General features: G+C 42.0%; 14 protein-coding genes. 9 read left to right on the top strand and 5 right to left on the bottom strand.

Annotated features, from left to right (window positions below):
* Positions 1-850: 850 nt before the first annotated feature.
* Positions 851-2,323 carry an NAD(P)H-hydrate dehydratase gene (locus CWC17_RS04455; protein ID WP_138612180.1) on the top strand — a complete coding sequence of 491 codons (1,473 nt, stop codon included), beginning with the start codon at positions 851-853 and terminating at the stop codon, positions 2,321-2,323.
* Between the two features lie 4 nt (positions 2,324-2,327).
* Here the strand turns inward: CWC17_RS04455 and CWC17_RS04450 are convergent, their stop codons facing one another.
* The 5 genes from CWC17_RS04450 to CWC17_RS04430 all read right to left on the bottom strand — a co-directional run bounded on the left by CWC17_RS04450 (position 2,328) and on the right by CWC17_RS04430 (position 5,907).
* Positions 2,328-2,720 (bottom strand): VOC family protein, encoded by a 393-nt coding sequence (locus CWC17_RS04450; protein WP_138612179.1) that lies wholly within the window; start codon positions 2,718-2,720, stop codon positions 2,328-2,330.
* 212 nt (positions 2,721-2,932) lie between these two features.
* On the bottom strand, positions 2,933-3,199 hold the full coding sequence (locus CWC17_RS04445; protein WP_138540448.1) for a hypothetical protein: 267 nt from the start codon (positions 3,197-3,199) through the stop codon (positions 2,933-2,935).
* A gap of 136 nt (positions 3,200-3,335) precedes the next feature.
* A complete protein-coding gene (gene groL, locus CWC17_RS04440) occupies positions 3,336-4,985 on the bottom strand; it encodes a chaperonin GroEL (protein ID WP_055014652.1) in 1,650 nt (549 codons plus the stop codon).
* Positions 4,986-5,033: 48 nt separating this feature from the next.
* The gene (locus CWC17_RS04435; protein ID WP_004587676.1) at positions 5,034-5,321 is read right to left on the bottom strand and encodes a co-chaperone GroES; all 288 of its coding nucleotides are present in this window, start codon (positions 5,319-5,321) and stop codon (positions 5,034-5,036) included.
* A 109-nt stretch (positions 5,322-5,430) separates the two neighbouring features.
* On the bottom strand, positions 5,431-5,907 hold the full coding sequence (locus CWC17_RS04430; RefSeq protein ID WP_138612178.1) for an FxsA family protein: 477 nt from the start codon (positions 5,905-5,907) through the stop codon (positions 5,431-5,433).
* Positions 5,908-6,095: 188 nt separating this feature from the next.
* Between CWC17_RS04430 and cutA the strand changes: the two genes are divergently transcribed.
* The 8 genes from cutA to mutL all read left to right on the top strand — a co-directional run bounded on the left by cutA (position 6,096) and on the right by mutL (position 14,686).
* A complete protein-coding gene (gene cutA / locus CWC17_RS04425; protein ID WP_055017952.1) occupies positions 6,096-6,416 on the top strand; it encodes a divalent-cation tolerance protein CutA in 321 nt (106 codons plus the stop codon).
* The gene (locus CWC17_RS04420) at positions 6,416-8,230 is read left to right on the top strand and encodes a protein-disulfide reductase DsbD (RefSeq protein ID WP_138612177.1); all 1,815 of its coding nucleotides are present in this window, start codon (positions 6,416-6,418) and stop codon (positions 8,228-8,230) included. Before cutA ends, CWC17_RS04420 begins: the two co-directional genes overlap by 1 nt.
* 228 nt (positions 8,231-8,458) lie before the next feature.
* Positions 8,459-8,911, top strand: coding sequence for a type II 3-dehydroquinate dehydratase (gene aroQ / locus CWC17_RS04415; protein ID WP_024031479.1), 453 nt, complete (start codon positions 8,459-8,461; stop codon positions 8,909-8,911).
* Positions 8,912-8,943: 32 nt separating this feature from the next.
* The gene (accB, locus tag CWC17_RS04410) at positions 8,944-9,411 is read left to right on the top strand and encodes an acetyl-CoA carboxylase biotin carboxyl carrier protein (protein WP_138612176.1); all 468 of its coding nucleotides are present in this window, start codon (positions 8,944-8,946) and stop codon (positions 9,409-9,411) included.
* Positions 9,412-9,436: 25 nt separating this feature from the next.
* A complete protein-coding gene (gene accC / locus CWC17_RS04405) occupies positions 9,437-10,777 on the top strand; it encodes an acetyl-CoA carboxylase biotin carboxylase subunit (RefSeq protein WP_055014657.1) in 1,341 nt (446 codons plus the stop codon).
* 125 nt (positions 10,778-10,902) lie between these two features.
* Positions 10,903-11,382 carry a tRNA (adenosine(37)-N6)-threonylcarbamoyltransferase complex ATPase subunit type 1 TsaE gene (gene tsaE, locus CWC17_RS04400; protein WP_138612175.1) on the top strand — a complete coding sequence of 160 codons (480 nt, stop codon included), beginning with the start codon at positions 10,903-10,905 and terminating at the stop codon, positions 11,380-11,382.
* A gap of 63 nt (positions 11,383-11,445) precedes the next feature.
* Positions 11,446-12,789 carry an N-acetylmuramoyl-L-alanine amidase gene (locus tag CWC17_RS04395; protein ID WP_138540444.1) on the top strand — a complete coding sequence of 448 codons (1,344 nt, stop codon included), beginning with the start codon at positions 11,446-11,448 and terminating at the stop codon, positions 12,787-12,789.
* A gap of 34 nt (positions 12,790-12,823) precedes the next feature.
* Entirely contained in the window at positions 12,824-14,686 is a 1,863-nt protein-coding gene (gene mutL / locus CWC17_RS04390; RefSeq protein WP_138540443.1) for a DNA mismatch repair endonuclease MutL, read from the top strand.
* The last annotated feature ends 7 nt before the right edge of the window (positions 14,687-14,693 follow it).

Below are 14,693 nucleotides of genomic sequence, written 5' to 3'. Positions count from 1 at the left end.
CATCGTATCGTGGGTTGCGTATCACGAAACGCACGGGTAAAGAACGCGACTGACCACCTCAGTGCCCAGTGAATCCCATTAAAAAACATTAAGAGTACTTTGCTATGTGACTCTCCACCGCTGTGGGTACTACGACATCGCCAGGCTCCAAGTACGAGAAAGCCGCTTCAGTAATGAAGCGGCTTTTTTGTGTCTGTAAGAAAGTGAAAATATTAGCTATCAGCCGTTAGCTATCAGCTGCACAGCTTCAACCTGTACCTCGTAGCGTGGGTTGAGTATCACGAAACCCACGGGTAAAGAACGCGACTGACCACCTCAGTGCCCAGTGAATCCCATTAAAAAACATTAAGAGTACTTTGCTATGTGTCTCTCCATCGCTGTGGGCACCACGACATCGTAAGGCTCCAAATATAAGAAAAGTAATATTCAGCATGCTCTTCTCTAAAGCGTAGCGTCTCCTTAGCGCAGCACCTCTTTGTGAACCGTGTTTTGGTTATCCAACACATTAAGCGATGATAGGCAGCATCTGTTAGTGACTCTCCACTGCTATCGGCACCACGACATCGCCAGGCTCCAGATACGAGAAAGTCGCTTCAGAAATGAAGCGGTTTTTTACGTCGGAAGAAAAGTGCAATATATGCCTTTACACATTACCCACCTGTCTCTGTAGCGTGGGTTGGGTATCACGAAACCCGCGAAAAAAACCACTACAGAACTCGAACTCTTGGTAATAAAGCCTTCAATTTTAGTTTCAATACTGTTTAGCACGCTAAATCCACTATTGAAAAGTGCTCTTTTATCCCAAGCTATAGTTATAGAGGATCTACACACTTATTTATGGCGAGTTTCTATGTTAAATAAACAAAGGCATATTTACACGAAAGAGCAGGTTCGCTCCTATGAGGGAGAAGCGGCTAAGCAATGTGGAATAGATTTATTTACTTTAATGCAGCGAGCGGGGGAGTCCGTATACAAGCAGTGGCAGTCTTTTAACGCTAAGCTTACTTTAATTATTGCAGGTAATGGCAATAATGCGGGTGATGCTTACATAGCAGCGCGCTTAATTAAGGACTCGGGTTCAGAGGTTAAAGTTTGCGCTATAGACCCTAATAAAACGCTCAGTGGTGACGCTGCTAAAGCGAGGCAGTTATGGCTTGAATCTGGTGGCATAGTTAACGAGTTTACTAAGAGTGACTTAGATTGCTGCGACTGTGTGATTGATGGATTACTAGGTACTGGCCTTAATTCACCTGTTCGTGAAAATTATTGTGAGATTATTACTGCCATCAACCAAAGCGAAAAGCCTGTTTTAAGTATCGATGTTCCCTCAGGGATAGATGCAAATACAGGTGAAGTATTAGGCGCAGCTATTCAGGCAACAAAAACGCTTACTTTTATTGCGATTAAACAAGGCCTTTCTACAGGGACAGGTAAACAACATGCCGGTGAGTTGATTCTCGATGAATTAGCAATTGAAGATACTTTTAGTGAACTCGCTTCACCTTGTGCTCATTTGATAAATATAGACAGCTTTAATCGCTTGGGCTCTCGGGCTTTAAATAGCCATAAGGGCAATCATGGCAAGTTATTATGCGTAGGGGGCAACCAAGGTACTGCGGGAGCAATCAGACTAAGCAGTGAAGCTGCGCTTCGAGCAGGAGCGGGGATGGTGAAGGTGTATACGCACCAAAGCTCTATGATGCCAATAAGTATCGGTAGGCCAGAATTAATGGTCATGAGTGAAAACCTTGAACAGGCTCTAGAGTGGGCAAGCTGTGTTGTACTTGGCCCTGGACTTGGGCAGGATGAATGGGCTAAAAAAACGTTTTGCACTGTAATGCACTATTGCCAAGAGCACAATACGCCGCTTGTACTTGATGCTGATGCACTTAATTTATTAGCTGAAAATGCAAGTGCTTATACATTGGCTCAATGTGTCCTTACTCCGCATCCTGGTGAGGCGGCTCGGCTTATTAGCAAAAATACCTCTGAAATAGAGTCAAATAGGTTTGATAGCGTGCGATTATGCGCAAAACGGTATAATGCTACTTGCATATTAAAAGGCGCTGGATCTTTAATTGATAATGGTAAAAGTACTTGGGTGTGTGAAAATGGTAACGCAGCACTTGCCGTGGGAGGGAGTGGCGACGTACTTACAGGTATTATTGGTGCATTGCTTGCTCAGGGGCTTAGTATCGACGAAGCAGCGCGATACGGGGTAACTCTTCATGCTCGAGCAGGTGAGGTTGCAGCTGAAGAGCAAGGGCAGCGTGGCATGCTACCCTCGGATTTATTTCAAATAGTCAGGTCGTTAATCAACTAAGTATTTAGCTCTGTTGAATAAGATCCCATTTGTTACCATAGAGATCTTCAAACACGGCCACCGTACCGTAAGGCTCATTACGAGGCTGCTCATGAAATACTACGCCATTTTCTAGCATGCTTTCGTAGTCGCGCCAAAAGTTGTCAGTATTTAAAAATAGCCATACGCGGCCACCTGCTTGATTGCCAATAGCGTTAAACTGCTCTGGCTCTGTGGCTTGTGCAAGTAATATGTGTGTGCCGTTTGAGTTGGGTGGGGTTATTAACACCCAGCGTTTACCATCACCTAAATCCGTATCTTCCACTAATTCAAAGCTTAACTTTTTTGTATAAAATGCGATTGCTTCGTCATAGTCTTTTACAACAAGAGCAATACTACCTATATGCTGCTTTGGCATAACTAAAAACCTAAAGTTGTTTTATGTCGGTGTATTTTCACATATCAATACGGGGTTGAATAGTATAGGTAACTGTTTATCAAAGCTTATTTTAAGGGAAGCTGTACGTTATACATTGGCTTTGCATGTAGGGCTAGCAATATAAGGCTTCACTCGATTTTAAACCTTAGAGCATCCTTAAAAAGTGTTTTAATTTACGCAGCTAAACTGGTTTACTCATCTTCATTAGTAGGGTCGTCACCTGAGTCCTCTTTGCGTTTACGCTGCTCTTGCTTGGCCTTTTGAACATTCTCATAAGTAGGGGGTGGGATAGGCATAAGAGAAATTAGTGGAAAAAACGCTAAAAATAAATACGCTCCTTTAGACATGCTCTTGCCCCATATAACGAGCTTAAGCATAATCCAGGCAATAAATACCACTAACCCTGAGATAAGTAGTACCAAAACAAAGAAGGTGATTATTTCATTATTATTAAGCAAATCCTTTTACCTTTAATCCAATAACTCATGGTATAGATGTGGAGATAAATTAAGCAATAACAATAGGCTTGTACTAAAAAACAAAAACCCAGCCGAAGCTGGGTTTTATATAAGCAAGGTGCTTAAAGGAGGATGATTACATCATTCCGCCCATACCACCCATTCCGCCCATGCCACCCATATCAGGGGCAGCTGCAGCTTCTTCTTTAGGGATTTCAGCAACCATTGCTTCGGTAGTGATCATTAGACCCGCAATCGAACCTGCAAATTGTAGTGCAGAGCGCGTTACTTTCGTTGGATCTAGGATACCCATTTCAAGCATATCGTTGTATTCGCCAGAGGCTGCGTTGTAACCGTAGTTACCTTCACCACCTTTAACAGCGTTTATTACTACTGACGCTTCGTCGCCTGCATTTGTTACGATTTGACGAAGTGGGGCTTCCATCGCACGAAGTGCAACTTTAATACCGTGGTTTTGGTCTTCGTTGTCGCCAAGTAGCTCAACTAGCTTGCTAGCTGCACGTACTAGAGCAACACCACCACCTGGTACTACGCCTTCTTCAACCGCTGCACGAGTTGCATGTAATGCATCTTCAACACGGTCTTTTTTCTCTTTCATTTCAATTTCAGTCGCTGCGCCTACTTTAATTACTGCAACACCGCCGGCAAGTTTAGCCATACGCTCTTGTAGTTTTTCTTTATCGTAGTCAGACGTTGCTTCTTCAATCTGTGCTTTAATTTGTGCAACACGGCCGTTAATGCCATCTTCTTCACCTGCGCCATCAATGATAGTTGTATCATCTTTAGTGATAACTACGCGCTTAGCAGTACCTAGGTCTTCGATAGTTGCTTTTTCAAGCTCTAAACCAATTTCTTCAGAGATAACAGTACCGCCAGTTAGTACGGCGATATCTTGTAACATAGCTTTACGACGGTCGCCAAAACCAGGGGCTTTAACTGCTGATACTTTAACAATACCACGCATGTTGTTAACTACAAGCGTTGCAAGTGCTTCGCCTTCTAGGTCTTCAGCAATGATTAATAGTGGCTTGCTTGCTTTAGCAACGGCTTCTAATGTAGGTAGTAGCTCACGAATGTTAGATACTTTTTTATCTACAAGTAGAATGAACGGGTTGTCTAGCTCAACAGCGCCTTTTTCAGCGTTATTGATAAAGTACGGAGATAGGTAACCACGGTCAAACTGCATGCCTTCTACAACATCTAGTTCGTTCTCTAATGATTGACCTTCTTCTACAGTAATAACACCTGTGTTACGGCCTACTTTTTCCATTGCGTTAGCAATGATTTCGCCAATTTCTTTGTCAGAGTTAGCTGAAATAGTACCTACTTGTGCAATTGCTTTAGTATCAGCACATGGTACAGATAGCGCTTTAAGCTCTTCTACTGCAGCGATAATTGCTTTATCAATACCGCGCTTAAGATCCATTGGGTTCATACCCGCTGCAACCGCTTTAAGCCCTTCGTTTACAATAGATTGTGCAAGTACAGTTGCGGTAGTGGTACCGTCACCCGCTGCATCATTTGCTTTAGATGCAACTTCTTTCACCATTTGTGCACCCATGTTTTCAAACTTGTCTTCAAGTTCGATTTCTTTTGCTACAGATACACCATCTTTGGTGATCACTGGAGAGCCAAATGATTTATCTAGTACTACGTTACGGCCTTTAGGACCTAAGGTCACTTTTACTGCGTTTGCTAGGATGTTTACGCCTGTTAGCATTTTAGCGCGTGCGTCACCTGCAAAAAGTACTTCTTTTGCTGCCATCTTTAATTTCCTCTAAATTCTTAAATGTTTGTTAAACGAAAAGTAGGGTTAGCCTACAATGCCTAAAATGTTGTCTTCACGCATGATCAGGTACTCTTGACCTTCGATCTTTTCAGTTTTTTCAACATATGAGCCAAATAACACAGTGTCACCGGCTTTTACTTCTAAAGCTCTAACGTCACCGTTATCTAGAACGCGACCATTGCCAACAGCAATAACTTCTCCGCGAGTTGATTTTTCAGCTGCAGAGCCAGTTAATACAATACCGCCAGCAGACTTGGTTTCTTCTTCTAGACGCTTAACGATTACGCGATCTTGTAAAGGACGAATGTTCATTTTTTTAGTTCTCCTAACAGTTTCTGAACAGTACAGAAAAAAGCTTTTCTAATTTGCATTCATTAATGGGGGTAGAGTGTAAAATTCCAAGAGAAAAATCGATAAATTTTTAATCTTTTCTCTCATATTCGCCATCAATGGTCGTTGGTTTATTTACATGCTGTTGTTCTTGCTGCGAGTGTGGGTGTTGTGTAAAGGCTGAAGCACCTTGTTGTGCACCTGTGTTCATACGCACCGTTGCCTGACTTGCAAGGCCTGCAGCCAGTTTGTTGCGTATTGAAGGGGTTAATAATAGTAGGCCGAATAAATCGGTCATAATGCCTGGGGTTAGTAATAAAACACCCGCAATGATCACGCAAATACCGGTAAATAATTCTTTAGCTGGCATTTGCCCTTGGGCCATTTGGCTTTGTGCATTTTGTAATGCACCCATACCTTGTTGTTTAACCATTCTGGCGCCCAAAATAGCCGTAATAATCACTAGGGCTATAGTCGCAAACCCACCAATTACATCGCTAACCTGTATTAGTAGCGCAATTTCGATGATAGGAATGATAATAAACAACACAAATAAAAATCTAAACATAGGGCTCTCTAAATAATGGCACTCAAAAGAGTGAATGAAATATAAGTGAGGGTGAAAGGGTCTATTTTCAAGGTTGAGCTTAAAGTGATTAATAATTGCTTAATATCTACAATTATTCATCGCCTACACATTACATTAGCTATCAGATACTATTGCATTAGTTCCCTATAAATTAGTAAAGGTTAATTATGACTACGCAATTTAAATTGATATTTACCACGTGCAAAGATGAGGCTGAAGCGCGTACTTTAGCAAAAGCGCTTGTAGCGCAAAAATTAGCGGCGTGTGTAAATATTTTACCAAATATGACCTCAGTTTATATGTGGGAAGGCGATGTGGCCGAAGAAATAGAAGCAAAACTACTGATTAAAACAAAATCAGAAAAAATGAATGATGTTTTTGAAACCATTAAAAGTTTACATAGTTACGAAGTACCCGAAATTCAGGTGGTTGATGTGGCCACTGGTAATTTGGCTTATTTTCATTGGATGGATGAGGTATTAAATTAATGCGGCTTTTCTTTTTATTATTGGTTAGCTTGCTGGCGCTTCCGGTAAAGGCAAACACCAATAATGTGCTAGGTGATTTACTTGCCCCGCCACAGCAAACCTTTTTACCCGTAGACCAAGCGTTTGTATTTGATTTTGATCAGCGAGGTAGCACTTTATTTGTGGGGTGGGATATAGCCCCTGACTATTACCTTTATAAAAAGAAAATAGAAATTATCGCCAAAGGTGCCAACATAAAGGTAGGCGACGCCGGTACTGGCGAAATAATTGAAGACGAGTTTTTTGGCAAAACCGAAGTTTTTTTCAATAGTGTAAGTGTTATAAGTAAGCTCAGTAATGTTACAGAGGGTGCTGTTGTAAAGGTGCGTTATCAGGGCTGTGCCAAAGCAGGGCTGTGTTACCCACCAGAGGTGATTAGCATTCCTTTAAGCGTTATTGCCTCAGAACAAGCGCAAAGTAACAAGCCATCTGCTAATACCGGTGATACATTAAGCGCATTAACCCCTTCTGTAGACTCATCACGTAACCAAAATAACACACCCACTCAAGACTTAGGCTTTACAGAGCGATTAGCAAGTCAAAGTTTAGTAACCAATTTACTTATATTTTTTGCTGTTGGGGTGGGGCTTGCGTTTACACCGTGTGTGTTCCCTATGTTTCCTATTTTATCGAGTTTAATTGCAGGACAGCAAAATCTATCTACTAAAAAAGCGTTTGCGCTGTCGTTTGTATATATACAAGGTATGGCGCTTACTTATGCTGCATTAGGGTTAGTAGTGGCGGCTTTAGGCGGGCAAGTGCAGGGGTACTTACAACACCCTTATGTACTTATTAGTTTTAGTTTACTGTTTGTATTGCTCGCAATGTCGATGTTTGGCTGGTACGAAATCAAGTTACCCAGCGCCATGATGAGCAAGCTAACGCAAGTTAGTAATAACCAAAAAGGCGGCAATTACCTCGGTGTGTTTTTAATGGGGGTGTTGTCGGGGTTAATTGCATCACCTTGTACCACAGCACCGTTATCAGCTGCGCTGTTATTTGTAGCCCAAAGTGGTGACTACCTTGTCGGTGGTTTAACCCTGTACGTATTAAGTTTAGGAATGGGCCTACCGCTTTTATTACTTGGTACGTCTGGAGGAAAGTTGCTTCCTAAAGCGGGCGGTTGGATGGAGCAAGTTAAAACATTATTTGGCTTTATTATGCTTGTAGTGCCGCTTATTTTATTAGAGCGCATAATTAGTGCGGACATTATTTTACTTTTGGCGGGTATTTTAGCTCTGGCAACGGCCGTTTACTTACACTATTGGCAAAGTGCACAGCCACAAAGCAAACTTAAAACCACGCTTTGGTTTAGTGCTACATTTTTAGTACTTACCGGTTTTACGTTAGCTAAAAACGTTATTTGGCCAGTGCAACAGATTGAGCAGGTTAGTCAGCAAAGTAATGAGTTTAAGCAGGTTGCTAATTTAACCGAGCTAAAAAAGGCCGTTGCTGAGGCAAATCAGCAAGGTAAACTGGTGATGGTTGATTTATACGCCGATTGGTGTGTGGCATGTAAAGAGTTTGAGCATTACACATTTCCTGATCCTAACGTGCAGAGTGAGTTTAGTTACTATCAGTTAATTCAAATCGATTTAACGCAAAGTGATGACACCACCATTGAGCTAATGGAAGAGTTTACTGTGTTTGGTTTACCCAGTATTTTGTTTTTTAACACACAAGGGCAGGAGCTAAGTTCAAAGCGCGTTACAGGATTTTTAAACGCCGATGATTTTGCCACCCACCTAGCTGCAGTGCGCGCCAACGCACAATAATAGTGCAATTTAGCCGCTTGGGCTTACCAAGTGGCTTGCCCCCGATTACGTCATATTTATTACACCTCCAGAGATTAGACCAGTATTTTGCTGCTATTTACATCGAACTGACTATAATAGTTGGCTAACGTGAGAATTTGTTGCAATTTTTGTTTTTTATACTTACTTTAGTGTACAAAATTAGCTCGCAACGGCTTTACTCATTATTTAGAGGATATATCGCGTATTATGGCTGCAAAATTTAAACTTTTAGTTATAAATGGTCCAAATTTAAACATGCTAGGAAAGCGTGAGCCAGAAAAATACGGTTTGCACACTCTTGGTGAAATTATGAGCGAACTAACGACTGCCGCAGAGGGTCTAGATGTTCAGCTTACGCATTTTCAAAGTAATAGTGAGCAAGCCCTTATTGAAAGAATACACGATGCTTGGCAGGCAGTTGATTACATAATTATTAATCCTGCTGCATTTACGCACACTAGCGTCGCTTTACGTGATGCATTGTTAAGCGTTGATATTCCTTTTTTTGAGGTGCACTTAAGTAATGTGCATGCACGTGAAGCATTTCGTCATCATTCGTATTTTTCTGATGTGGCGCAAGGTGTGGTATGTGGATTAGGTGCAATGGGTTACCACGCAGCATTGAATGCTGCCGTGAGCCGGTTGCAAAACTCGAATTAATTTAAACTAACAAACTTATAGGCGGGTCGTTCATGGATATTCGCAAGATCAAAAAGCTAATCGAATTAGTAGAAGAATCAGGCATTGCTGAGCTAGAAATCACTGAAGGTGAAGAGTCAGTACGTATTAACCGTAACAACATGAGCGCAGGTCCTGCTTACGCTCAGTACGCACCACAGCAATTTGCTGCTCCAGCGCCTGCTGCACCAACACAAGCTCCAGCTGCGCCAGCCGTTGAAGCCGATGCTACACCTGCAGTGCCTGCAGGCCATCAAGTTAAATCACCTATGGTTGGTTCATTTTACTCAGCGGCTTCGCCAGAAGCGCCAGCATACGTAGAGGTAGGTTCTCAGGTAAAAGTAGGTGATACATTATGTATCGTTGAAGCAATGAAAATGATGAACCAAATTGAGTCAGATAAAGCCGGTACAGTGACAGCTATTTTAGTTGAAAATGGCGAACCAGTAGAATTTGATCAACCTCTATTCATCATTGAATAATTTAGTAACCTAAAGGCCAACTCTTATGTTAGATAAAGTAGTCATTGCAAACCGAGGTGAAATAGCACTTCGCGTATTGCGCGCCTGCAAAGAGCTTGGGATCAAAACGGTTGCTGTGCATTCAACGGCGGATCGCGATCTTAAGCACGTATTACTTGCAGATGAAACCATTTGTATCGGTAGACCTCCAGCCTCTGAAAGTTACTTAGATATCCCGCGTATTATTGCGGCTGCTGAAGTAACAGACGCTGTAGCTATTCACCCAGGATATGGTTTTCTTTCAGAAAATGCAGATTTTGCTGACCAAGTTGAGCAAAGCGGCTTTGTATTTATTGGTCCAAAAGGCGACACTATTCGTCTTATGGGCGATAAAGTATCGGCAATCAATGCAATGCGCAAAGCCGGTGTACCATGTGTACCTGGTTCTGACGGTCCAGTATCGGATGACAAAGAACGCAACATGCAAATTGCAAAGCGCATTGGTTACCCGGTAATTATTAAAGCCGCTGGTGGCGGTGGTGGCCGTGGTATGCGTGTAGTACGTAGCGAAGCTGAATTAATTGATTCAATCGCACTTACTCAACAAGAAGCAAAACAGTTCTTTGGTAATAGCATGGTTTACATGGAAAAATTCCTTGAAAACCCTCGCCATATTGAAATTCAGGTACTTGCGGATGGACAAGGTAATGCTGTTCATTTAGGTGAGCGTGACTGTTCTATGCAACGTCGCCACCAAAAAGTAGTTGAAGAAGCCCCTGCGCCAGGTATAACGGCAGAAGTGCGTAAATTTATTGGTGAGCGCTGTACACGTGCATGTATCGAAATTGGTTACCGTGGTGCGGGTACGTTTGAGTTTTTATACGAAAACGGCGAATTTTACTTTATTGAAATGAACACGCGTATTCAAGTTGAGCACCCAGTGACAGAAATGGTAAGCGGTGTTGACTTAATAAAAGAGCAGCTAAAAATTGCTGCAGGGCAACCGCTGTCTTTCACGCAAGATGACGTAGTTATTCGCGGGCATGCAATTGAGTGTCGTATCAACGCAGAAGATCCTGAAACGTTTATCCCGTCGCCTGGTAAAATTACGCGTTTTCACCCTGCAGGTGGCTTAGGCATTCGTTGGGATAGCCATATTTATGCTGACTATACAGTGCCTCCACATTACGATTCGATGGTTGGTAAACTTATTACTTACGGTGAAAACCGTGATGTAGCAATTGCCCGTGCTCGTAATGCGTTGAACGAATTGGTTATCGATGGCATTAAGACAAATACGCCATTACATAAGAAAATTCTCGCAGACGAAAACTTCCAAAGTGGTGGTACAAATATTCACTACCTTGAGAAAAAACTAGGGCTATAAAGCCACAGTTAATTAAAACCGGCTTAGGCCGGTTTTTTTATGCCTAAAACGCCAATTTATCGCCTTCAAGAAATATTCTGGTATGATTAGCAAAGATGCGCTTTTAGTAAATTTTTGAGGTAACCATGACGCGTAGTTTTAAAGCTCACCTACATGATGAAACTGCCACAGTAGCTATAGGTAACAAACTGGCTGCTATTATAGAGCAAGGCGCAGTGATCTATTTACACGGTGATTTAGGTGCAGGTAAAACAACATTTACGCGTGGTGTAGTTCAAGGCTTTGGACACTCAGGTAAGGTAAAAAGCCCAACTTACACGCTGGTAGAGCCATACGAACTGGTACGTGCTAATGTGTATCATTTTGACTTGTACCGGTTAGGCGATCCTGAAGAACTTGAATACATGGGTATAAGAGATTACTTTTCTGAGCAGGCTATTTGTGTTGTAGAGTGGCCAGAAAAAGGCGGCGACTTTATACCCGTTCCCGATTTAGATATTACCTTAAGTTATGTTGGTGATGAGCGTAAAATTGCAATAAACAGTGCTAGTGAGCGTGGAGTAGCAATTGTTGAAAAACTCAATAGCCTAAACCTTGGTGAATAAATTAATAGTGGATCAATGTATTCACTTTCATAACAATAAATAGTTAAGGCAATGGTAGTTAAAATGAATCGAGGTGTAGTTAAACTTTTTATTTGTTTCATAGCTTTCGCTATGAGCCTGCCGCTGTGGGCACAAAATACAATTAATAGTGTACGGGTGTGGCCCTCACCAGATAGCACTCGGGTGGTATTTGATTTAGATGACAAGCCCGATTTCAGCTACTTTATGCTTAAAAACCCAAGCCGTTTAGTTGTAGACCTTGAAAACACCAAAGGGTTAAAAGTATTACCGAATATTCCTTCTAAGCATAAAATTGTTAGCAAATTACGTTACTCTAAGCCTAAAAATAAGCAAAGCGTACGTTTTGTTTTTGAGCTAACTGCGCCCATTAAGCCGGTTATTTTTGCATTGGCACCTACTGGCCCGTACAAAAACAGGCTAGTTGTGGATTTGTATAATAAAAGTGAACCCGCAGTAAGCACTACACCTGCCCAAAAAGCAGCTAAAAAGCGCCAGTTAAGCCAAGAACGAGACATTGTTATTGCAATTGATGCGGGTCACGGTGGAGAAGATCCAGGGTCTATTGGTCCCTCAGGCACGTATGAAAAAACCATTACGTTGCAAATAGCTAAACGTTTAGAGCGTATGATTGACGGCGAACGTGGCATGATTTCGCGCATGGTAAGAAGTGGCGATTACTTTGTTAAGCTTAATACCCGCACCAGCCGAGCACGCCAGAAAAAAGCCGACTTTTTAGTGTCAATTCATGCCGATGCCTTTACCAGCCCAGGGCCTAACGGTGCTTCGGTATGGGTTTTATCGCTGGGTCGCGCTAATTCTGAGATTGGTAAATGGATAGAAGATAAAGAAAAACACTCAGAGCTTTTAGGTGGTGCAGCCGATGTAATTAAAGATGCCGCTAACGAAAAATACCTTGCGCAAGCCCTGCTTGATATGTCGATGGACCACTCAATGAAAACAGGGCTTAGTGTGGCCGAAGAAGTGGTCAAAGAGCTAAAAAAAGTAGCTAAATTACATAAAAAAGATCCACAACATGCAAGTCTTGCTGTATTAAAGTCGCCAGATATTCCATCTATTTTGGTAGAAACAGGGTTTATTTCTAACCCCCGTGAAGAGCGTATGTTAAAAAGCGCTAACCACCAAGAACGCTTAGCAAAAGCCATGTTTACGTCTATAAAAAATTATTACTTAAAAAACCCACCTGATGATTCGTTATTTGCAAAGCTTAAATCGCAGTATCCAACAAAGCATAAAGTTCGCCCAGGTGAATCGCTAAGCTTATTAGCGAGTCGCTATGGCGTATCGGTAGCCAAATTAAAACAAGTTAATCAACTACGCTCAAACACCTTGTTCATAGGTCAAGAGCTGGACATACCGCAGAGTTGATGCTTATTAAACCTGTACATGTATTAGGGGCCTTATGAGTATTGAAATATTACCTGCACGACTCGCTAACCAAATAGCGGCAGGTGAAGTGGTTGAACGCCCGGCTTCAGTGGTTAAAGAACTGGTAGAAAATAGCTTAGATGCCGGCGCTACGCGTGTGCAAATAGATATAGAGCGTGGTGGTCACAAGCTTATTCGTATTCGTGATAATGGCTCAGGTATTGGTAAAGATGAGTTAACGCTAGCGCTTTCACGCCATGCAACAAGTAAACTTAAATCGCTTGATGATTTAGAAAACATTTGCTCTTTAGGTTTTAGAGGTGAAGCGCTTGCATCTATTAGTTCGGTATCGCGTTTAACGCTTTGCTCAAAGCCCAAAGCACAAGATGCCGCATGGCAAGCGTTTGCACAGGGCCGCGATATGGATGTGCAAGTAAAGCCCGTAGCTCACCCAGATGGCACAACAATAGAAGTTAAAGATTTATTTTTTAACACCCCAGCAAGGCGCAAGTTTTTACGCACCGAAAAAACCGAATTTAGCCACATAGATGAGCTGATAAAACGTATTGCACTGAGTCGTTTTGATGTGTCGATTACACTGACGCATAACCAAAAGGTGGTTAGGCAGTACCGTGCTAAAACCGATCCTGATCAAGCTATTACTCGGGTTGCGCAAGTTGTAGGTAAAGCGTTTGCCGAGCAAGGATTACATATTCAATCTGGTGAAAGTGGTTTACAGCTGCATGGTTGGGTATTGCCGGTGGGGTCAGCAAATACCACGCAATATACCTATGTAAATAACCGCATGATGCGCGATAAGCTAATTTTACACGCTATTCGTCAGGCGTTTGAAGAAGTAAGTGGCGCGCAAGAGCTTCCAGGTTTTGTTATTTATATTGATATTGACCCACGACAGGTAGATGTAAATGTTCATCCCGCTAAGCACGAGGTGCGTTTTCATCAAGGCCGGTTAGTGCACGATTTTATATTGCAGGCGATTAAGCAAGTAGTTGTGCCTTTACAAGGTGAATTTGCAACTAATCAAGCGCCCACAGACGATTACCAATCCTCAGCGTTTATTGAGCAGCCAAGTCATGTAGCTAATAACCAGACAGTTCAGCAAGGGTATGATTACCCTAAGTCACCGTTGCAGCCAATAGATTCACAAAGCAGTGGCTTTTCTAGTCGTCCTTCCTCTAATCTTATGGGCTCAGGCGGAGCCAGTGCAGGGAGGGCTTCTCAGCCTAAACAAAGCGCTTCAAGTTATCACGATGTCAATGCATTTTATCAAGGGGTAAGTGAACAACAAGCAGCACATTTTAATCATAGTATACCCTCGCAGCTGTTAACTGATGAGAGCGCTACACACACATTTAAAAGTGTGCAGGTATTAAATGTAAATAAAGGTGTGTGTGTATTTACTCAGCAGCGACAATTATTTTGCGCGCACTATAAGCATGCACTTGTAGATTATTGGCATGGCCAAATAAAAGAGCTGGGTAATTTAGAGGGCAAAGCCTTGCTATTACCAGTAAGGGTTAACCTTGAAAAAGCTGACTGCGAACTAATCGCTCAGCAACAGTCGTGGTTTACTTTATTGGGTTTTGAGTTAGTTATTGAAAAACAGTTTGTGATGGTTAAAAAGCTACCGACTTGTTTATATTTACTCGATGTTTCTGCTGCAATTGAAAGTCTACTTGGCGCATGTAAAGCGCAGCTAGAGGACTTACAAGCATGGCTGTCATGGCAACTTAGTTGCGTACCAGAACGCTTTTATGAAAGTAATGCGTTTATTGAATTACAAATTAGCTTACAAAATAATCCGCAAACAATTGAACGTTTAAAAGAAAAAGCAGTTAAAATAGATCTAGAACACTATTTAACGCAATTAAATTAAGGTACCC

It is taken from the genome of Pseudoalteromonas sp. S3785 (assembly GCF_005887365.1).
Taxonomy (GTDB): domain Bacteria; phylum Pseudomonadota; class Gammaproteobacteria; order Enterobacterales; family Alteromonadaceae; genus Pseudoalteromonas.
The sequence above is the reverse complement of the archived record's forward strand: the minus strand, read 5'-3'. Positions and strand labels throughout refer to the sequence as shown.

What these genes read in the sequence shown, in the direction of transcription:
- CWC17_RS04435 (WP_004587676.1), bottom strand. Translation starts at nt 5,321, where the DNA reads ATGAACATTCGTCCTTTACAAGATCGCGTAATCGTTAAGCGTCTAGAA.
- CWC17_RS04455 (WP_138612180.1), top strand. Translation starts at nt 851, where the DNA reads ATGTTAAATAAACAAAGGCATATTTACACGAAAGAGCAGGTTCGCTCC.
- cutA (WP_055017952.1), top strand. Translation starts at nt 6,096, where the DNA reads ATGACTACGCAATTTAAATTGATATTTACCACGTGCAAAGATGAGGCT.
- CWC17_RS04420 (WP_138612177.1), top strand. Translation starts at nt 6,416, where the DNA reads ATGCGGCTTTTCTTTTTATTATTGGTTAGCTTGCTGGCGCTTCCGGTA.
- mutL (WP_138540443.1), top strand. Translation starts at nt 12,824, where the DNA reads ATGAGTATTGAAATATTACCTGCACGACTCGCTAACCAAATAGCGGCA.
- CWC17_RS04450 (WP_138612179.1), bottom strand. Translation starts at nt 2,720, where the DNA reads ATGCCAAAGCAGCATATAGGTAGTATTGCTCTTGTTGTAAAAGACTAT.
- groL (WP_055014652.1), bottom strand. Translation starts at nt 4,985, where the DNA reads ATGGCAGCAAAAGAAGTACTTTTTGCAGGTGACGCACGCGCTAAAATG.
- CWC17_RS04430 (WP_138612178.1), bottom strand. Translation starts at nt 5,907, where the DNA reads ATGTTTAGATTTTTATTTGTGTTGTTTATTATCATTCCTATCATCGAA.
- accB (WP_138612176.1), top strand. Translation starts at nt 8,944, where the DNA reads ATGGATATTCGCAAGATCAAAAAGCTAATCGAATTAGTAGAAGAATCA.
- aroQ (WP_024031479.1), top strand. Translation starts at nt 8,459, where the DNA reads ATGGCTGCAAAATTTAAACTTTTAGTTATAAATGGTCCAAATTTAAAC.
- accC (WP_055014657.1), top strand. Translation starts at nt 9,437, where the DNA reads ATGTTAGATAAAGTAGTCATTGCAAACCGAGGTGAAATAGCACTTCGC.
- tsaE (WP_138612175.1), top strand. Translation starts at nt 10,903, where the DNA reads ATGACGCGTAGTTTTAAAGCTCACCTACATGATGAAACTGCCACAGTA.
- CWC17_RS04395 (WP_138540444.1), top strand. Translation starts at nt 11,446, where the DNA reads ATGAATCGAGGTGTAGTTAAACTTTTTATTTGTTTCATAGCTTTCGCT.